We start from the raw sequence: 19,454 nt of genomic DNA, 5'->3' as shown, positions 1-19,454 counted from the left end.
CATGCGGATGCGCAGCTGGCTTTATTTGCAATAGCAATAAATTGATCCTAAAATTTCCATGGAAAGGAGGTGAGCCATGACAGTAACAACCAGTGACGCATCCCTGTCGGCTGATGCCGGTGCCGTATTATCCAAGGCCGTCGCCCGTGCCGCCGAGCGGTTGAACATTCCGCGGGGGCAGCTGGCCAGAATTCTGGGGGTCAGTCCGGCCACCATCACTCGGCTTTATGCCGGTCATTATCAGCTTGAATCCCATCGCAAAGAGTGGGAGTTCGCCCTGCTGTTTGTTCGGTTGTTTCGTTCACTCGACTCCCTTGTCGGTGAAGAGCTTACCGCTCGCCAGTGGCTGAACAGCAATAACCAGGGACTCAATGGTCGCCCCATTGAACTCATCAACCAGACAGAAGGACTTGTTCGTGTTGTCCACTACCTGGACGCCTCTCGCGGTCTCGTCTGAAGCACGTGAGTGGTCTGCGCCTGCATGGCGCATGGTTGAAGTTCAGCACCTGGCCTCAACCATGAAAATTGTTGATGATGCAGCGGAGCAGGATCTGCTGGAGATGCTGCTGGAAAGCAGCAAGCCACCTCAACCAGCCGGTGTTGCCGGTCTGGATTATCTGCTGGCGACACCCTTTCGTTATAACCCGCACAGAAGTGGTTCCCGTTTCAGAAGTGTCACCGACCCCGGCGTCTTTTACGGTGCCGAAACGGTACGCACTGTCTGTGCTGAACTGGGCTACTGGCGCTGGAAATTCCTTCAGGATGCCGTGGATCTGGAACGCATTGAACCGGTGGCACACACCGCCTTCAAAGTGAGCCTTGCCACCCGCGTGGTGGATCTGCGCAAGCCACCCTTTAGTGCTGACCTCGGTGCATGGCAACACCCCACGGACTACAGCGCCACCCAGCATTTTGCACGCGTGGCTCGTGAAGCCGGCATGGGTGGCATCATCTATCAGTCGGTGCGCGACCCTGAGTCAGGTTGGTGCGTTGCGGTGCTTGATCCTGCTGCCTTCTCATCACCCAGACCGGACCCGGTGAAACAAACCTGGTGGCTGGCCGTGCAGCAGGATGCCGTGATCTGGCGGCGCGACAGTGAACGCCTGGAATTTGCTGCCGATGCATGGCAGACCGCTCTGAAAGGAAAGGGGAAAACTGATGCGCCAGACCCTGTCGGAACCGGTCACCAGTCTGCTGGAAATCAAGAAGTCGCGTTTCATCGGCTGTGTGGAGCCGGTGACGAGTCTGGAGCAGGGGTTGGAGCGGGTGCATACGCTGCGTAATCAGCACCCGGATGCCGCTCATGTCTGCTGGTGCCTGCTGGTCAACGGTCAGGTGCGCCAGTCGGATGATGGTGAGCCTTCCGGCACTGCCGCAGCCCCCATGCAGAACGTGCTGCAACACAAACACCTGGACCAGGTGCTGGCCACCGTGGTGCGTTATTTCGGCGGTGTGAAACTCGGTGCCGGTGGGCTGGTGCGGGCCTACAGCCAGGCCATCAGTGAACCGCTGCAGCAGGTGAGTTTTGTCACCCTGCGGGTGATGGATCAACTGCAGGTGGAACTGGCTTTTGAACATGAATCCCTGCTGCGGCGACTGGCGCAGGAATGGAATCTGCAACTCACGGTTGAATACCAGCAACAGGTGCAGGCCATGCTGGAAGGTGAAAAGGCAGCACTGGAAGGCTTTTACAAGGCGCTGTCTGATCAGGTGAGGGGCCAGGTGCGGCAAGTGAAATAAGCCTGCTGCAACCGCCCCGCAAATCAAGTTATACCGTTAACTCAGTTAAGCATGGCCTCAATCGCACCCACCAGCTGCGGGGCATCCGGTTCAACACGACTGCCGAAAAAGCCCACCAGCTGGCCCTCTTCGTTGACCAGGTACTTGTGGAAGTTCCAGCGTGGCAGGCTCGCTCCCTGGCGTTGCAGCTCGGCAAACACCGGATTGAGTTCACCACGGCTGACCCGGCTGGGGCTCAGCATGTTGAAGGTGACGCCGTAATTGATAAAGCAGACTTCAGCCGTGCGGCTTTCATCGCGGGCTTCCTGCATGAAATCATTGGATGGAAAACCCAGCACCACCAGCCCCCGATCAGCATACTGCTGGTGCAAGGCCTCCAGACCACCGAACTGACGGGTGTAACCGCAATAACTGGCGGTGTTCACTATCAGCAGGGGTTTACCGGCAAACTGGCAGAGATCAATGGATTCGGTTGAGTGCAGCAGGGGTTGCGTGGTGTTCAGCAGGGTCGGGCACTGGGTTGTTTCCGCCTGGGCCGGCAGGCTGAATGCCAGCGGAATCAAAAACAACAGTAGCAGCTTTTTCATTGTGCGCTCCGTTGGAAGCCTTCAGCTTCATCCTGGTTGTTGTTGGCAAGGGGCTGTTTGGTGAAGGTCAGCGTGATGTTTCCTAGAGTCAGACCCCATTTTCTCATTCGGGTGCGATTAAACACCACCTGATTGTCCTGCAGGTACATCCAGTCATCCATGCTGAACACCCATTCCCGCTCACCAATCGGCACTTTCAGGCGATAAGTCAGATGAAAGGCATCACCGTAATTGCAGGCGCGGCCTTCACCCACCACATCATGCGCGGTGCCGACATAACAGTGCTGATCCACCGGTTTCAGACGCCACACGCGTTTGGATTCCTCGCCGTCACTGAACAGGAAATCCTCATCCAGCACCAGCACATCACCATCCATGTACCCCTGAATATAGACGGTGAACTGGCGGGTGATTCGGCCACGATAGTCCTGCACCATGCCCCAGCCCCAGGTTTCACCCTGGAAATATTCCGCTACAGAAAACTCAGGTTCACGGCCATCAAAGTGCTGTACCCTGACGTGGCCGCAGGCAGTCAACACCAGCATAACAAGAATAAGCAGCAGTAAACGCAAGGGTTTCAAGGGGCTCATCATCCGATCTCCGCAGGAGTTGTACAGATTTGTATATGTAAAGTATAACTCTGGCATCGGAATTGTGCCATCATGCAAATGGAATCCTTGTGGCAAAACTGACATCAAGCTGCTAGAAATGAAGATCAACGATCAGGGAGGCCGGATGAAACCAACCCACTGGATTAGCCTGGTAATACTGCTGACAGCCGCTGCAATGCTGTTTTACACCCTTCCGGCAATCACTGGCAGCCTGGTATTGATCAAGGGTGCCGGTCGCCCGATCCCGGCTTCCGTGCAGGGCGTGGTGGATGGCCAGACGCTGGTGCTGAAACTGCAGAACAACGATCAGGTCTGCCTGGTGCTGAACGGCGTGAACACCCCGCTGAAAGACCAGCCCGGTTACCGACGTTCCGTGCTGGGATTGATTGATCTGGCACAGGGGCGTTTTCGGGGCAAGGTGCTGGTTGAAGTGGATGCGGTGCTGCACAGCCAGCTCTGGGTCGGCAATGTTCGCAGTCAGGACCGGGATGAAGCCGGGCATCTGGCACTGATCCGCTCCGGTTATGCCTGGCCGGACAGCTACCAGCATGAAAGCCGCGAAAAGATGACTGAATTTGCCGCTGCCGCGCGTGAAGCGCATCTGGAAGCCCGCAGTCAGGCCCGTGGCCACTGGTCCGGTGTGCACATCGGTGAAGCACCGAATCGACCGGCGCAATCCTACATTCAACACCTGCTGGACCAGGGACACCCTGATCCGGCCTGTCAGGCTCGTTAACCGGATACACTGCATGCCCGCTCAGGACACTTTTTTCACCGATCTCCCGGCTGTTGAAGCCTTCTCTGACACTCTGCAACTGCACCACTACCAGGAACTGCCCGATGACTGGTGGGTGGTGGTCACCGATCTGGAAGGCTCCACCCAGGCCATTGAAGCAGGGCGTTACCGCGATGTGAACGCGCTGGGCGGTTGCACCGTGGCGGCGGTACTGAACGCCACCCAGCCGCTGCAGTTGCCCTATGTGTTTGGTGGTGATGGTGCCACCTTTTGCATTCCGCCGAGCAAGGTTCAGGCAGTGCGTAATGCCCTGCTGGGTTGCATGGAACTGGCCAGGGATGCTTTTCAGCTGAGCCTGCGTTGCAGCCTGATGCCCTATGCCCGGATCCGCAGCCAGGCACCGGTGCTGGTGGCCCGTTACCGGCACTCGGCCAACCTGCAACAGGCTTTTTTCACCGGTGGTGGCCTGCAGGTGGCGGATCGACTGACCAAAGCGAGCAAGGACTTTCATCTGCTGCCGGAACAAGGCCAGCCAGAAGCCGATTTTTCCGGTTTTGAATGCCGCTGGAAGCGCATCAACAGCCCCAGGGAAGTGACCGTCAGCCTGCTGGTGCAGGCCAGTGGCAGTGTGGACCAGCAGCTTCAGTGTTATGAAGGCGTGATACAGACCATGCAGCAACTGCTGGGCAATGAAGCACAACTTCAGCCCCTGACCGCAGAACGCCTGCAACTGGCCTTTGATGCGGACAAGCTGTCTGCGGAAGCATCGGTGCGCAATTTCAAAGAAAGGCGCAGCCAGTGGCTGCAACTGCTGAAACTGCGCTGCATCAACCTGCTGGGCCTGCTGCTGATGAAGTTTGATATCCGGCTTGGAAAGGCGCACTGGGGGCGTTACCGCAGTGATGCCGTGGCCAGCTCCGACTATCGCAAACTGGACGACACCCTTCGCATGGTATTTGCCGCTGATCGCAACGATCTGGACGCATTCAACCAGTGGCTTGACCAGCAACAACAACAAGGCCAGTTGATCTACGGCCAGCACATCAGTGACGCCGCCCAACTCACCTGCCTGGTCAGCCAGACCGGTGTTGAACACATCCACTTTGTTGACGGCTGTGATGGTGGCTACGCCCTGGCCGCCAGAAGCATGAAACAAAAACGCTGAACACCAAAGCAACACCCAGAGTTGCCAGTCAGACACATCTTTGGTAAAACGAAACAAGAAAGGAAACACCCACCCGCAGGATGCGAAGCGACTCATTTCACACCCTGGGGCGGTAGCGTGCCTGGGCATGCATTGCTTAAGAATATTTAGTCGATCCTGCAAAATAACAAAGGCTATTAATATCAATAGCTTAAGTTGTTTTTCTGGTATCATTTCCTGACCAAATCCAGCCTTTTCTTTCAAAAACCAAGAGAAATCGCCCATGTTTCGTCCAGATTCACGCCAAAAACCTCAAAGGGATCTTCTGGAAACCTATCTGGATGACATCATTGATACTCGGCATGAGCTGGTGATTCTGGGCAAGCGCATCGACTGGTCAGCCTGTGAAGGTTATTTCGGCCCCATGTATGCCTCCAACTCTGGTCGTCCTGCCATGCCGGTCCGCTTGCAGGTCGGCCTTCAACTGCTCAAACACATCTACGGGCTGTCGGACCTGGAAGTGCTCAAGCGTTGGACTGAGAACCCCTACTGGCAACACTTCTGTGGAGAGATCACTTTTCAGCATCGAATACCCATGGATGAAACCACCATGCTGCGGTTTCGTCAGCGAATTGGTGAAGAGGGTGCTCGTGAACTCTTGAAAATGACCATCAAGCTGGCTGAAGAAACCGGTACTGTGGCTCCAGAAAGCTTCGAAGTGGTGGTGGCTGATACAACGGTGATGCCCAAGGCCACTTCGCATCCAACCGATGCCAGGTTGGTTAGCCGCTGCCATCGACAACTGGTGGCCTTAGCCAAGAACGAGGGGGTTCGCTTCAAGCAAACCTTCATCAAAGTGTTGGATAAACTGGTTTGGAATGTCAGCCGTTACGCTCATGCGTGCCAGTTCCAACGGATGCATAAGCACTTGCGAAAAATGCACAGCAACCTGATTCACATCTGTGCAGCGCTCATTGATCAGAAGGCACTGTCAAAACGCAGCCAGCCACTCAGTGATAAATTGCATCAAGCACTGCGACTGCTCGACCAATATGGCGATCACTCCATCAAGCAGCGCCTGTACAGCCTGCATGAACCCCAGGTGGTCTGCATCACCAAAGGCAAGGCACGTCAGCGTCACGAGTTCGGTGCTAAAGTCAGTGTGGTCACCACGGCTGCTGAAGGACTGGTACTGGATTGCCAGTCACTGAACGGCAATCCTTATGACGGTCATACCGTGGAGCCTCTGTTAAGGCGCCTGAAAAGTCATCTGGGACAGTTGCCCGAACATCTGCTGGTGGATCGAGGCTACAAGGGCAGTGATCAAACGTACCTCTGTCAGGTTCACATCACCGGCAGAAAAAAAGGGCGAGGCAAAGCTCATGAGCAGCAGCATCGACGAAACAGTATAGAACCCATCATTGGACACATGAAAAGCGAAGGTTTACTGGATCGCTGCCACTTGCACGGTGCGCTGGGTGACAAAATCCACGCGGTACTCTGTGGTGTGGGTATGAACCTGAGAAAAATCCTGAAGAAGCTGGCCGAGCTTCTTTTGGGCCGAAAAAAGTTAACCCCTTGGAGCTTATGGCAGGCTCTGCTGGGCATCCCTGAAGGAGAGCGACATTCCTTGAGGAACCTGGTTATTGCCATCAGACGGTTGCCAGCTGAGCAGAACGCTCAAGTGGTATAGTAGAAATCAGAGTGCTTCTGAAAAAAGGGCGTTTTGCAGGGGCGACTATTTATGTAGCGTAGGATCAGTAAACATGAACTCTTCATTTAGGAAGTAATATGAAAAAGATAGAAGTATTTACATCTGATCTGGATAAAGTCATAGATAGCTATGTGGCTATGGGACAGGCTACCTATAAGGTGGTATTGGATGAATTGTATCCACTTATAAATAAATTTGAAGCACAGCGTAAACTCCAGGATAAGAAGTTCTACAAGAGATTACAAAGGGATATTGTTGAGGGGTGCATTATGCCACCAATAACAATAGCATTTGTAGATAAGGAAGAAAACGATCTAACTAAAGTGTCAGACTTTGAGAGTTTTGTAAATAAAAATATTACTAGCTGCTATATATTGGATGGCATGCAGCGCTTGAACACATTAAATTCAGCATCAGTTGAAAGCGAGTTTGATGAAGGTCGAATAGCATATATAAATATAATAGTAGCAAGTAGTCAGGATAAACTGTTGTATCGAATGATTACACTAAATAATGGCCAAAAGCCAATGACACCTCGGCACCAAATAGAAATTCTTACTGCTGAGATGTTTGATTTTAGTGGTTTGGAAAACATGTCAGTACAAACAGAGAAAGAAAGAGCTGATAAAGTTGTGAGAGGTGCATTTAATCTTGGTGATATTTCTAGAGGATATTTGGCATTTCTTACAAATAATGTAAATAATGAAAACAATAAAATCATAGATGAAAAGATGGATGAGATTTTAGTAACAAGGGTGCTAGATAGTCGTGATTCATCCAACGATCTAATGTTTCAATCTGTTTTGGCTTTGATTGATAGGCTTAGTGAAGACTCATCAACAAGAAATTGGTTTAAAGTTAATAATAATTTAATTGGTTTTTGCGTGGGAGTTAAAGAGTCATATGTGAAATTAAAAAGTGTAGAGCCTAAAGATTTTGCATTAGGTGTAGAACTTTTTGATGAAGCATTCGATTCGATAAATGCGTCAAAGGTCAATCTCGGGAAATACCGCAGGCAGTTGTCGTGTGAGTTCATTAAAAAATATGCAGAACTATCCATATTAGATGAAGGTGAGCTAACTGAATACTTTGTGGAGTTTACTTCATAAAATGTTCCATAAAACTCCATTTAAGTATTCGGAGTGCCTTACGGATAAGGCCTTATCTAAGCTTCCTGAAAGACTGAAAGTTAGCGGTTCTGATCCAGAGATTCTGCTAATACTTCGTCTGCTTAGTGGGGCACTTAAAGTTGAGCACATCGGATCATCAAAAACTTTTTTTCAAAAAGAAAATTATTTTTCTTCAAGCTTAAAAGGTTATGGTCATCGATGGGGAGAATTGCTTCCTCAGCTAATTGCAGAGAACTATGGCCCTGAGAATCTTGCCGATTATATTGAAGGACACAAGTTAAAAAACAAAACTTTTTACAAAAACATACTGAGCGAACTATCTTATTATTTTTACTATCAAAATAAAAATATTCACTCTAGCTCTTTCGTTTATCTGTACCGGGCACTAGAGCATGTGTCATATGCTTTTCCAATGATATATGCATCAAAGACCGATGATTTTGGTAGGACGTTCAAATTTCTAAAGGAGCTTATGAATGGTGATAAGAATGCAGGTGAGCTTGGCTTTTTTAAAAGTTTCATAAAGACAGTGTATTCGGATGATGCAATATATGAGTCGTCAGTAGATTTTCCAATGCTACTAAACACTGAGAGTGAGCAAAAGGTAGTTTTTAATCTGTTAAAAGATTTGTGTAGTGGCGACATGATTGCTGATTCTACTGACAGCCCAAGGCTACTCTCTATAAAATATATTGAGGTGGGGAGCTTTATAATTACGATTAGAAATCGCTTCTTTCACTACATGAATGGAGGGGCTAAAAATATTGAAACATCAAAAATAAATGATATCGACAATCTATTTTATGTGGTTAACAAAAAGTGTCTTTATTGGCTCGCCACTATATTCCTTGCGGTAATTTCGCATAGCGCTCTTGAGTTTGAAAGTATAAAGCCTAGATCATGATTTTATAATATCAACTCATATAATATGCTTGCCACTGTTCACTCAGCCAGCACTAGAGGTACTGATACAGCAACCAAAAAATAGTCAATATGGCTTTCATCTAAGCACACAGTCTTTGAAATGAGTCTGGAAGCTAGTGTGGTCGGATACGCGATATGGTCCGTTTTGATGCTGCCAGGTAAATAAAAAGGGCTTACGTTTTCACGTAAGCCCTTTTTGATTTGGTCGGAGTGATAGGATTCGAACCTACGACCCCTTGCACCCCATGCAAGTGCGCTACCAGGCTGCGCCACACTCCGTCATCTACTGCAGGTACAATTTTCAGTGCCAAGTGGGGTTTGCCCTGAAAACGAGGCGCATTATAGAGCGCTTTTCGGGTTTTGAAAACCCTTTTTGGAACAAAAGTTTAGAAGTTTTATTCGCCCTTGTAGCTTTCCACGCGGGCCTTGAGTTTCTGGCCTGCCTTGAAGGTCACCACCCGACGTGCGGAGATGGGTATCTCTTCGCCTGTCTTGGGGTTGCGACCGGGGCGTTCGCGCTTGTCACGCAGGTCAAAATTGCCGAAGCCGGATATTTTGACCTGCTCATTGTCTCTGAGGCATTCCCTGATTTCGCCGAAGAAGTGTTCAACCATCTCCTTTGCATCACGTTTGCTCAGTCCGAGTTCACTGATCAGCTTTTCAGCCATTTCTGCTTTGGTTAATGCACCCACGTTTTCCGCTCCTTCCTGATGTTGCATGAAAACTGCTGGATCAAGGCTGATCTGCACCGGGCAGATCAGCCTCGACAGTCAGGGTTAACCGCAGATGAGCCAATCAGCTGCGCAGCTCTGCTGCAAACCCCTGAGAAAATGCCGTAACAACCTGATTAACCTGACTATTAATCTCGTCATCCGTAAGAGTGCGCGAAGGATGCTGCCAGGTCAAGCCCAGCGCGAGACTCTTTTTGCCTTCAGCGATGCCCTGACCCTGATAAACATCAAACAAGGTGACCTTTTGCAGCCATTCTCCGCCCTGATTCCAGGCTTCCTGCAGCAGTTCACCAACCGGCTGGCTGGCGTCCACCAGCAGGGCCAGGTCACGACGCATTTCAGGGAAGCGTGACAGGCTGCCAAAGCGGGGAACACGGCCCTGCATCACGGCTTCCTGCACCACTTCAAACACCAGCGTCTGGCCGCGCAGGTCCAGATCCTTGCAGAGCTGTGGGTGCAGGGCACCGATCCAGCCTACCGACTGCCAGCTGCCATCCTGCTGACGGTGCAGGATTTCAGCGCTCTGGCCGGGGTGCAGGGCAGGGTGGCTGGCGGTACGGAATTGCCAGTTGGCCAGGTCACCGGTGAGGCTCAGCAGGGCTTCAAAATCACCTTTGATGTCAAAGAAGTCAACGGATTCTGTTTTGCCGGTCCAGCTTTCCGGGTGACGGCTGCCACTGATCAGGCCTGCCAGCATCGGCTGTTGTACGGTGGTTTCACCCTCACGGATGAAACGCAGGCCGGTTTCAAACAGGCGCACACGCGGCTGCTGACGCTTCTGATTGTAAGACAGGGCTTTGGCCAGGCCGGGCAGCAGGCTGGTGCGCATCACCGCCAGATCGGCGGAAATGGGGTTGGCCAGGGCAATCGGTTGACGCTCAGGATCAAAGGCCTGGGACCATTTCGGATCAATGAAGCTGTAGGTGATGGCTTCCTGGTAACCGCGGCTGGTCAGCAGGTTGCGGATGCGACGCAGGCTGACTTCGGATTCCGGGCGATTCTGGATCAGCATGGCAGCAGAAGGTGCACGCACCGGCAGGTTGTCGTAACCATACACGCGGGCCACTTCTTCGATCAGATCCACTTCAATGCTGATGTCAAAACGGTAGCTGGGCACGGCGGCCAGCCAGGCATCACCCTGGTCTTCAATCACCATGCCCAGACGGGTGAGGATGTCCACCACTTCGGCATCCGGCAGGCGAATGGCCAGCAGTTGTTCCAGACGGTCCTTGCGCAGTTTCACCGGCTGACGCACTGGCAGGTGTTCATTGGCAACGGCTTCGGTGATCGGGCCGGGCTGACCACCCACCAGTTGCAGCAGCAGCTCGGTGGCGCGCTCCATGGCGCGTTGTTGCAGCTGGAAGTCGACACCCCGCTCAAAGCGGTGAGAGGCGTCGGTGTGCAGGCCGTATTCACGCGCTTTGCCAGCCAGTGACAGCGGATCAAAATAGGCCACTTCCAGCAGGATGTCCCGGGTTTCCGGGCTGCAACCGCTGTGTTCACCCCCCATGATGCCGGCCAGTGCCAGGGCTTTGCTGTTGTCAGCAATCACCAGGGTTTCCGGTTTCAGGGTCAGTTCGCTGCCATCCAGCAGGGTGAGTTTTTCTTCTGGCTGTGCCATGCGCACCCGGATGACGCCATCAATCTCGGCCAGATCAAAGGCGTGCATCGGCTGGCCCAGTTCCAGCATCACGTAGTTGGTGACGTCGACCACCGGGTCAATGCTGCGAATGCCGCTGCGGCGCAGTTTTTCCTGCATCCACAGGGGAGTGGCAGCCTTGATGTTGATGCCGCGAAGGATGCGGCCCAGATAACGCGGGCAGGCCACCGGGGCTTCCAGGGTGATCTGCGGCTGGTCGTCAATCTGCGGGGCAACACGGTTGAGTACCGGCTGGGTGACGGCAATGCGGTTGAGTACACCCACTTCACGGGCCAGACCGGCAATCGACAGGCAGTCGCTGCGGTTGGGGGTCAGGTCCACGTCAAAAATCTGGTCATCCAGTTTCAGGTAGTCACGCAGGTCATGGCCCACTGGTGCATCCGCAGCCAGTTCCATGATGCCGTCGTGGTTGTCGGACAGGCCCAGTTCTTGTTCGGAGCTGAGCATGCCGCAGGATTCCACCTGGCGCAGTTTGGCCTGTTTGATTTTAAAGTCGCCGGGCAGTACGGCACCAACGCGGGCAAAGGCGGTTTTTAAACCGGCGCGGGCGTTGGGTGCACCACAGACCACCTGATGGGTGTCCACACCATCACTGACCTGGCAGACCTGGAGTTTGTCGGCATTGGGGTGGGGTTCGGCACTGATGATTTCACCCACCACCACGCCGCTGAACTGGCCTGCAGCCGGTTCACGGCTGTCCACTTCCAGACCGGCCAGAGAGAGTTGTTCGTCAAGGGCAGCGGCATCCAGAGCCGGGTTGACCCATTCACGCAGCCATTGTTCACTGAATTTCATGGTTTCTGAATCCTGTTGGCAATAAGGGTGTGATCAGCGCAGCTGGCTCAGGAATTTGATGTCGTTGTCAAAAAACAGCCGCAGGTCGTCAACGCCGTAGCGCAGCATGGCAAAACGCTCAATGCCCAGACCAAACGCAAAACCTGTGTATTTTTCCGGGTCGATGCCGGACATTTCCAGTACTTTGGGGTGCACAACACCACAACCCAGTACTTCCAGCCAGCGACCGTCACCACGATCCACGTCCACTTCAATGGAGGGTTCGGTGAAGGGGAAGTAGGAGGGGCGGAAACGCACGCGCAGATCCTGTTCAAAGAAGGCACGCAGGAACTGCTGCAGGATGCCTTTCAGGTCCGCAAAACTGATGTTTTCGTCGATCAGCAGCCCTTCCACCTGGTGGAACATGGGCGAGTGGGTCTGATCTGAGTCGCAACGATACACACGACCGGGGCAGATGATGCGGATCGGTGGTTGCTGGTTTTCCATCACCCGCACCTGGACCGGTGAGGTATGGGTGCGCAGCAGGGTGTGTGCATCAAAATAGAAGGTGTCGTGCATGGCACGCGCCGGGTGGTGCGCCGGAATGTTCAGGGCTTCGAAGTTATGGTAGTCATCTTCGATTTCCGGGCCTTCTGCCACGTTGAAACCGATGGAGGCAAAAAAGTCTTCAATGCGCTGAATGGTACGGGTGACAGGGTGCATGCCGCCGGTATCGCTGTGGCGACCGGGCAGGGTGACATCCACTGATTCGGCAGCCAGGCGAGCATTCAGGGCTTCGCTGTCGATGGCATGCTTGCGGGCATTCAGGGCGTCTTGCACCTGTTGTTTGGCCTGGTTGATGATTTCACCGGCCTTTGGACGATCTTCCGGAGCCAGCTGACCGAGGCTTTTCAGCAGGCTGGTCAGTTCGCCTTTTTTCCCCAGATACTGAACCCGGAGCTGGTCGAGGGTCTGGCTGTCCCCGGTGCGGGTGATCTGTTCCAGTGCCTGATTCACCCGTTCCTGAATGGGCTGGCCATCCAGAGACAGGGGGGAGAGGTTTTCCATCTGCACAACTCCAGAAAAATGCGTGGTTTACGAATTCAGAATAAAAAAGGGGAAGAGCGCAGCCCTTCCCCCATTTCTGAAGCCCCAGAACAGCCGGGGCCTCATCTCTTGCCTGTTGTCAGAAAATCTCAGGCCAGGGCCGCTTTGGATTTCTCGACAATGGCTGCAAAAGTTGCCTGATCATGTACAGCGATATCAGCCAGTACTTTACGGTCGATGGCGATGTCCGCCTTCTTCAGACCGGAAATGAAACGGCTGTAAGACATGCCGTTGATACGGGCTGCAGCGTTGATACGGGCAATCCACAGGGCGCGGAACTGACGCTTGCGTACACGACGGTCGCGGTAAGCGTACTGACCGGCCTTGATGACGGCCTGTTTGGCTACACGGAATACACGGCTGCGGGCACCATAGTAACCCTTGGCCAGCTTCAGAATCTTTTTGTGGCGACGACGCGCCTGAACACCACGTTTTACACGGGCCATGAAAACTTACTCCTGACTTGAATGATGAAAAGGCCTTAAACGGTCGGCAGCATGCGCTTGATCAGCGGCACGTCACATGCAGCAATTTGCTTCATGCCACGCAGTTGACGCTTACGCTTGGGGCTTTTCTTGGTCAGGATGTGGCTGCGGTGAGACTGCTTGTGCTTGAAGCCTTTGGCAGTCGCCTTGAAGCGCTTGCGCGCGCCACTGTTTGATTTGATTTTAGGCATTACATTAACTCCACAAGTGCATCAGTAAAGATGCGTTGCAAGGGATTGGGCATGATCCGGGCCCGAAAACTGAACCTGGCCGCATCACCCGATGCGGCAGGGGATCATTTCTTCTTGGGTGCCAGCATCATCACCATTTGACGTCCCTCTAAACGAGGGCGTGATTCAACAATGATGGTGTCACCCAGATCTTCTTCGATTCGTTGGAAGAGACGCATACCAATGTCCTGGTGTGCCATCTCACGACCGCGGAAACGAAGCGTGACTTTAACCTTGTCACCGTCTTCCAGAAAGCGAACCATGTTGCGCAGTTTGATCTGGTAGTCGCCATCTTCGGTGCCAGGGCGAAATTTGAGTTCTTTGATCTGGATTTGTTTCTGTTTCTTCTTTTGAGCATTTTTTGCTTTTTTCTGCTCAAACTGAAACTTGCCGTAGTCCATGATCTTGCAGACGATTGGATCGGCATCAGAAATCTTGACCAGATCCAGTTCAGCCGCAGCTGCACGTTCCAGAGCGTCCTCAAGAGGAACCACCCCGACCTGTTCACCGTTTTGATCGATCAGGCGGACTTCGGTGGCCTGAATGTTCTCATTGATCGGCGGCAGATTCTTTTTTGCATCCCGCCTGATTGGATTAGCGCGCTTGATTGGTGTATCTCCATTTTGTTTTATCGGGTTGACGCCGCCTTCCATGGCAGGAAGGTCAGTGTCTTTCCAGCAATCTGGCTTTCAGGGTTTCCAGATCCTGCGAGCCGAGATCTTCGCCATGGCGGGTACGGACCGAAACGGTACCGGACTCGACTTCCTTATCACCGACAACCAGCAGATAAGGAATCTTGGCTAAAGTATGCTCGCGGATTTTAAAGCCTATTTTCTCATTTCTCAAGTCGCTTTCCACTCGAATGCCCAGATCATGCAGTTTTCGGGTCAATTCAGTGGCGTAATCGGCTTGTTTATCGGTGATGTTCAGCACCACAGCCTGAATCGGAGCCAGCCAGGTCGGCAGGTCACCGGCATAGTGTTCGATCAGAATGCCGATGAAGCGTTCGAAAGAACCCAGAATGGCACGGTGCAGCATGACCGGAGTCTTGCGGCTGCCATCTTCGGCAACGTAATGGGCATTCAGGCGACCCGGCAATACAAAGTCAAGCTGCAGGGTGCCGCACTGCCAGACACGACCGAGGCAATCGCGCAGCGAGAATTCGATTTTGGGGCCGTAGAAGGCACCTTCACCGGGCTGCAGGTCCCAGGTTTTGCCGATCTTGTTCAGTGCGTGTTCCAGGGCGTGTTCGGCCTTGTCCCACAGGGCATCATCACCGATCCGGCTTTCCGGGCGGGTGGAGAGCTTCAGTTCCACATCTTCAAAACCAAAAGCCTTGTAAACATCCAGGGTCAGCTGAATGAAACGGGCGGACTCTTCTTCCATCTGGTCTTCAGTACAGAAGATGTGGGCATCATCCTGGGTGAAGCCGCGCACACGCATCAGACCGTGCAGGGAACCGGAAGGCTCGTTGCGGTGGCAGGAACCGAATTCGGCCATGCGCAGCGGCAGGTCACGGTAACTTTTCAGGCCCTGATTGAAGATCTGCAGGTGACAGGGGCAGTTCATCGGCTTGATGGCGTAGTCACGGTGTTCAGACACAGTGGTGAACATGTTGGCCTGGTAGTGTTCCCAGTGGCCGGAACGCTCCCACAGTACCTTGTCGACCACCTGAGGGGTTCTGACTTCCTGGTAGCCGTTGTTGCGCAGTACACCGCGCATGTAGTTTTCCAGGGTCTGGTACAGGGTCCAGCCATTGGGGTGCCAGAACACCATGCCCGGTGCTTCGTCCTGGATGTGGAACAGGTCCATGCGCTTGGCCAGTTTGCGGTGATCGCGCTTTTCGGCCTCTTCCAGGCGGTGCAGGTAGTCTTTCAGGTCTTTTTTGTCATTCCAGCAGGTGCCGTAGATGCGCTGCAGCATCTTGTTTTTGGAGTCGCCGCGCCAGTAGGCGCCGGACACCCGCATCAGCTTGAACGCTTTGATCTTGCCGGTGCTGGGCACGTGAGGGCCGCGGCACAGGTCGGTGAATTCACCCTGGCGATAGAGTGACAGTTCCTCATGCGCAGGAATGTCACGGATGATTTCAGCCTTGTAGATTTCACCCTGCTTTTCGAAGAACTCAACGGCCTCATCACGAGACATCAGGAAACGCTCAACCGCGATGTCCTGTTTCACCAGCTCTTCCATGCGCTTTTCGATGGCGGCCAGGTCTTCGGGCGTGAAGGCGCTTTCCACATCAAAGTCGTAATAAAAGCCGTCTTCAATGGTCGGGCCAATGGTGACCTGGGAATTCGGGAAGAGTTGCTTGACTGCCATGGCCATCAGGTGGGCGCAGGAGTGACGCAGGATTTCCACGCCGTCGGCATCGCGACCGGTGATGATGGAGAGCTGAGCATCCTGTTCAAGGGTGTGGCTGGTATCAACCAGTTTGCCATCCACTTTGCCGGCCAGTGCGGCCTTGGCCAGTCCGGCACCGATGGATTCGGCGACCTGATGAACAGTGACAGCCTGGTCAAACGCGCGTTGGCTGCCGTCGGGGAGGGTGATTACAGGCATGATGTTTTCCTGAGCAGTGGTGTCCCGTACGAGAGGACACTTGGTTCATGAGGCAGACACTTTTCTGTCAGGCGGCGGCCACCGGACGAAGGTGACACTTTCCCGCTGCAGTCCAGTGCTGTTCAGTGTTCGAGTGATTCAAATAAAAACCGACCTGAATACAGGTCGGCGCAAAATCATGACAGGCCGAGGCGGGCCTGTCCAGTGGGAGTCACTGATTTTCAGGGGTTTCCTGGTATAAAACACCCTGTCTGGGCAGTGGCTGGCCATCCAGTACCGGATGATTGCCCAGCAGTTGCAGGCGACCCTGCAGAAACCAGCGCACCACAATCGGGTACAGGAGGTGTTCTTTCACCTGCACGCGCCGCGCCAGGCTGCTTTCATCATCATCAAGCTCCACCGGCACGGTGGCTTGCAGGATCACCGGGCCACCATCCAGTTCTTCAGTGACAAAGTGGATGCTGAGGCCGTGTTCATTATCACCAGCTTCCAGCGCCCGACGGTGGGTGTGCAGCCCTTTGTACTTCGGTAGCAGCGATGGATGAATGTTGATCAGTCGGCCATGGAAACGCAGCACAAACGCCGGTGAAAGGATGCGCATGAAACCGGCCAGTACTATCAGGTCGGGTTCATATTCTTCCACCAGACGAATCAGGTGCAGGTCGTATTCTTCACGGCTGGGGAATTCGCGCGGTGACAATACCCGATCAGGAATGTCTGCCTGACGGGCACGCTCCAGGCCATAAGCATCAGCCTTGTCGCTGATCACCGCCACAATATCACCACCCAGGCCTTCTTCCGTACCGCGTGCATCGATCAGGGCCTGCAGGTTGCTGCCATTACCGGAAATCAGCACCACCACCCGGCGTTCTGCGGGTGCTTCACCGCCATGCATCATGCCTTGAGTCCCTTGATGATGACGGCTTCTTCACTGGCCTGACGGCTGCTGATCTGGCCCAGCTGGAACACGGTTTCACCGGCCGCTTCAAGTTTTTCAGTCAGGCTGGCCGCTTGTGCGGCATCCACAGCCAGTACCATGCCGATACCGCAGTTGAGGGTGCGGTACATTTCTTTTTCCGGCACCTGGCCAACGTCCTGCATCCAGTTGAATACTGCCGGGCGCTGGTAGTGGGTCAGATCCAGTTCTGCTTTGCAGTCTTCCGGCAGTACACGCGGGATGTTTTCATACAGGCCACCACCGGTGATGTGGGACAGGGCATGAATACCGGCATTGGCACGGATCAGCGGCAGCAGGGATTTGATGTAAATGCGGGTGGGTGCCATCAGGGCATCCGCCAGGGTTTTGCCATCAGGCAGTTGCATGTCCAGTGAATCACCGGAGACTTCCAGCAGCTTGCGAATCAGTGAATAACCGTTGGAGTGCGGGCCGGAAGAGGCCAGGCCCAGCAGCAGGTCACCGGCTTTGACCTTGGAGCCATCCAGTACTTCGGATTTTTCCACGATGCCAACACAGAAACCGGCCAGATCGTAATCATCACCTTCGTACATGCCGGGCATTTCGGCGGTTTCACCACCGACCAGTGCACAACCAGCCTGCTCACAACCTTCACCGATACCGGTGACCACCTGAGCAGCGACATCGACATTCAGGTGGCCGGTTGCGTAATAATCAAGGAAGAACAGTGGTTCGGCACCACAGACCAGCAGGTCGTTGACACACATGGCGACCAGGTCGATGCCAATGGTATCGTGGCGCTGGAGGTTCATGGCCAGACGCAGCTTGGTGCCCACACCGTCGGTACCGGAGACCAGTACCGGCTCACGGTAACCGGCCGGAATCTGGCACAGGGCACCAAAACCACCCAGGCCACCCATGACCTCGGGGCGACTGGTACGGCGGGCAACACCCTTGATTCGTTCTACCAGGGCATTGCCTGCATCGATGTCTACACCAGCGTCTTTATAGGTGATGGGGGTTTGGCTACGGCTCATGAGGTGTCCTGCGTCTGAAAATAAAAGGGTAATATTGGGCAAGATGAAAAAACTTGCGTATTCTAGCACCCCGAACAGGCTGGCTCCATTCCACATGAAGTCCGGCGCAAATTTATTTTTGCAAACGCCCCCAGATCAACTCGAATTAGATGGATGAAACGGGTGAAACTGACTCAAATCTTGTTGCTGGCAGGCAAGACCCTGCTGTTGACCCTGCTGCTCCTGCAACCGGCACTGGCCGAGCGGGTAGAGGGACTCTACACCCTGCGTGGACTGGTGCCAGACTCCAGTGATGCCACTCGAGCGAAAGCAGCCAATCAAATGCTGCAGGAACTGCTGGTGCGTGTTTCCGGCACCCGTAAAGTGCTGGAGAAAATGCCACCGGAAGATTTTCTGGTTGAACCCGGTGCTTTTCGTGATCATCCGCAGCGGGCGTTATGGCAGGCTTTAAGCAACGCACAGACACTGGTGAACCAGTTCAGTTATTCCAGCAGCAATGAATTGATCATGCTGGAGAATGGCAATCAGGTGCGTGCCCAGCAACTGGAGCTGGAGTTTGATGCTGCTGGTGTGAACCAGCTGTTACGCCGAATGGAAGCCCCCGTCTGGGACATCAACCGGCCACGCACGCTGTTCTGGATCGCGCTGGAAGGACGTCAGGGGCGTTATCTGGTCAGCCCCCAGTCAAACGAACCCCTGTCTGATGCCTTGAAGGCTCATGCAGTTCGTCGTGGTATTCCGATGGTGTTGCCCGACTCGGAGCAGCACCCTTTTCCACCAACCCTGCTGTCTGATGTCTGGGGCGGTTTTGGGCAACAGATTCTGGAATCCTCCGCGCCTTATCGTCCCGATGCAGTTGTGGTGGCTCGCATTCAACCGGCAGGAAATAACTGGTCCGTGCAATGGCAGTTGTTCACCGGCATGGATAGTGTCTGGCATCGCTCCAGTGCTGCAACCCTGGGTGCTGTATTAAATGACGGGGTTGATTTTGCTGCCGAAGAATTGTCACGGCGTTACGCCAGTCAACCGGGGCAGGGTGCGGGTCGTTATCGTATTCTGGTATCCGATGTCAAACAGGCACGTGATTATGCCGAGCTGATGCGTTACCTGAATGCACTGTCGTTAACCAGTCAGGTGCGGGTGGTTCAGGCGAATGGGCAGCAGCTGTTGCTGGAAGTGACCTTGCGCGGCGGCCTGGATCAGCTGCGTGCCAATTTAGCGCTGGATGGCCGACTGACAGAAGCATCTTTTCTGGGTTTGCAGCAGTTAAGCAGCAGTTTTGATCCTGGCCGTGAAAACCAGCAGCAAGAGCGTGCAACCGGTCAGGTTGATGCTTATCTGCGCTGGCAGACACGTCAGGAGTAACCTG

19 protein-coding genes, 1 tRNA gene and 1 pseudogene are annotated in these 19,454 nt (G+C 53.7%); 9 read left to right on the top strand and 12 right to left on the bottom strand.

The features are described from left to right. Nucleotides 1-76: 76 nt before the first annotated feature. From BT114_RS09825 to BT114_RS15175, 3 genes are read left to right on the top strand one after another with little or no spacing between them, the layout of a single operon-like run. Nucleotides 77-457 (top strand): antitoxin Xre-like helix-turn-helix domain-containing protein, encoded by a 381-nt coding sequence (locus BT114_RS09825; RefSeq protein WP_072326270.1) that lies wholly within the window; start codon nt 77-79, stop codon nt 455-457. Beyond that, complete coding sequence (locus BT114_RS09820) at nt 417-1,283, top strand: RES family NAD+ phosphorylase (protein WP_218163493.1); 867 nt, start codon at nt 417-419, stop codon at nt 1,281-1,283. The genes BT114_RS09825 and BT114_RS09820 overlap by 41 nt, the downstream gene beginning before the upstream one ends. After that, nucleotides 1,228-1,740, top strand: coding sequence for an IMPACT family protein (locus BT114_RS15175; RefSeq protein ID WP_245770430.1), 513 nt, complete (start codon nt 1,228-1,230; stop codon nt 1,738-1,740). Before BT114_RS09820 ends, BT114_RS15175 begins: the two co-directional genes overlap by 56 nt. Before the next feature lie 41 nt (nt 1,741-1,781). On the opposite strand, the gene BT114_RS09810 is transcribed toward BT114_RS15175, so the two are convergent. Beyond that, nucleotides 1,782-2,327 carry a glutathione peroxidase gene (locus tag BT114_RS09810; protein ID WP_072326267.1) on the bottom strand — a complete coding sequence of 182 codons (546 nt, stop codon included), beginning with the start codon at nt 2,325-2,327 and terminating at the stop codon, nt 1,782-1,784. Further along, the gene (locus BT114_RS09805) at nt 2,324-2,920 is read right to left on the bottom strand and encodes a DUF3833 domain-containing protein (protein WP_218163492.1); all 597 of its coding nucleotides are present in this window, start codon (nt 2,918-2,920) and stop codon (nt 2,324-2,326) included. The genes BT114_RS09810 and BT114_RS09805 overlap by 4 nt, the downstream gene beginning before the upstream one ends. 142 nt (nt 2,921-3,062) lie before the next feature. Between BT114_RS09805 and BT114_RS09800 the strand changes: the two genes are divergently transcribed. From BT114_RS09800 to BT114_RS09780, 5 genes and pseudogenes are all read left to right on the top strand, one after another. After that, a complete protein-coding gene (locus BT114_RS09800; RefSeq protein ID WP_072326265.1) occupies nt 3,063-3,674 on the top strand; it encodes a thermonuclease family protein in 612 nt (203 codons plus the stop codon). Between the two features lie 13 nt (nt 3,675-3,687). After that, nucleotides 3,688-4,839: a DUF3095 family protein gene (locus BT114_RS09795; RefSeq protein ID WP_072326264.1), complete on the top strand. Its 1,152-nt coding sequence runs from the start codon at nt 3,688-3,690 to the stop codon at nt 4,837-4,839. Nucleotides 4,840-5,101: 262 nt separating this feature from the next. Beyond that, nucleotides 5,102-6,373, top strand: a pseudogene (locus BT114_RS09790) (IS5 family transposase); the annotation flags it as partial. Between the two features lie 236 nt (nt 6,374-6,609). Further along, nucleotides 6,610-7,641 (top strand): hypothetical protein, encoded by a 1,032-nt coding sequence (locus BT114_RS09785; RefSeq protein WP_218163491.1) that lies wholly within the window; start codon nt 6,610-6,612, stop codon nt 7,639-7,641. 1 nt (nt 7,642) lies between these two features. Beyond that, nucleotides 7,643-8,566, top strand: a complete 924-nt coding sequence (locus BT114_RS09780; protein ID WP_072326262.1) for a hypothetical protein — start codon at nt 7,643-7,645, stop codon at nt 8,564-8,566. A 222-nt stretch (nt 8,567-8,788) separates the two neighbouring features. Here the strand turns inward: BT114_RS09780 and BT114_RS09775 are convergent. The 10 genes from BT114_RS09775 to purM all read right to left on the bottom strand — a co-directional run bounded on the left by BT114_RS09775 (nt 8,789) and on the right by purM (nt 18,085). Continuing rightward, nucleotides 8,789-8,865, bottom strand: a tRNA-Pro gene (locus BT114_RS09775). Between the two features lie 116 nt (nt 8,866-8,981). After that, nucleotides 8,982-9,278, bottom strand: coding sequence for an integration host factor subunit alpha (locus tag BT114_RS09770; RefSeq protein WP_072326309.1), 297 nt, complete (start codon nt 9,276-9,278; stop codon nt 8,982-8,984). Between the two features lie 103 nt (nt 9,279-9,381). After that, entirely contained in the window at nt 9,382-11,772 is a 2,391-nt protein-coding gene (gene pheT, locus BT114_RS09765; protein WP_072326261.1) for a phenylalanine--tRNA ligase subunit beta, read from the bottom strand. A gap of 33 nt (nt 11,773-11,805) precedes the next feature. Next, nucleotides 11,806-12,819, bottom strand: a complete 1,014-nt coding sequence (gene pheS, locus BT114_RS09760) for a phenylalanine--tRNA ligase subunit alpha (RefSeq protein WP_072326260.1) — start codon at nt 12,817-12,819, stop codon at nt 11,806-11,808. 128 nt (nt 12,820-12,947) lie between these two features. Then, entirely contained in the window at nt 12,948-13,304 is a 357-nt protein-coding gene (gene rplT, locus BT114_RS09755; protein ID WP_072326259.1) for a 50S ribosomal protein L20, read from the bottom strand. A 35-nt stretch (nt 13,305-13,339) separates the two neighbouring features. After that, on the bottom strand, nt 13,340-13,534 hold the full coding sequence (gene rpmI / locus BT114_RS09750) for a 50S ribosomal protein L35 (protein ID WP_072326258.1): 195 nt from the start codon (nt 13,532-13,534) through the stop codon (nt 13,340-13,342). Between the two features lie 104 nt (nt 13,535-13,638). Beyond that, nucleotides 13,639-14,226, bottom strand: a complete 588-nt coding sequence (gene infC, locus BT114_RS09745) for a translation initiation factor IF-3 (protein WP_084662120.1) — start codon at nt 14,224-14,226, stop codon at nt 13,639-13,641. 10 nt (nt 14,227-14,236) lie between these two features. Next, nucleotides 14,237-16,132: a threonine--tRNA ligase gene (gene thrS / locus BT114_RS09740; RefSeq protein ID WP_072326257.1), complete on the bottom strand. Its 1,896-nt coding sequence runs from the start codon at nt 16,130-16,132 to the stop codon at nt 14,237-14,239. Between the two features lie 211 nt (nt 16,133-16,343). Next, nucleotides 16,344-17,030, bottom strand: a complete 687-nt coding sequence (gene purN / locus BT114_RS09735; protein ID WP_218163490.1) for a phosphoribosylglycinamide formyltransferase — start codon at nt 17,028-17,030, stop codon at nt 16,344-16,346. Then, on the bottom strand, nt 17,027-18,085 hold the full coding sequence (purM, locus tag BT114_RS09730; protein ID WP_072326256.1) for a phosphoribosylformylglycinamidine cyclo-ligase: 1,059 nt from the start codon (nt 18,083-18,085) through the stop codon (nt 17,027-17,029). Before purM ends, purN begins: the two co-directional genes overlap by 4 nt. Before the next feature lie 162 nt (nt 18,086-18,247). Between purM and BT114_RS09725 the strand changes: the two genes are divergently transcribed. After that, a complete protein-coding gene (locus BT114_RS09725; RefSeq protein ID WP_072326255.1) occupies nt 18,248-19,450 on the top strand; it encodes a DUF2066 domain-containing protein in 1,203 nt (400 codons plus the stop codon). The last annotated feature ends 4 nt before the right edge of the window (nt 19,451-19,454 follow it).

It is taken from the genome of Marinospirillum alkaliphilum DSM 21637 (assembly GCF_900119735.1).
In the GTDB taxonomy this organism is placed as follows: Bacteria; Pseudomonadota; Gammaproteobacteria; order Pseudomonadales; family Halomonadaceae; genus Marinospirillum; species Marinospirillum alkaliphilum.
The sequence above is the reverse complement of the archived record's forward strand: the minus strand, read 5'-3'. Positions and strand labels throughout refer to the sequence as shown.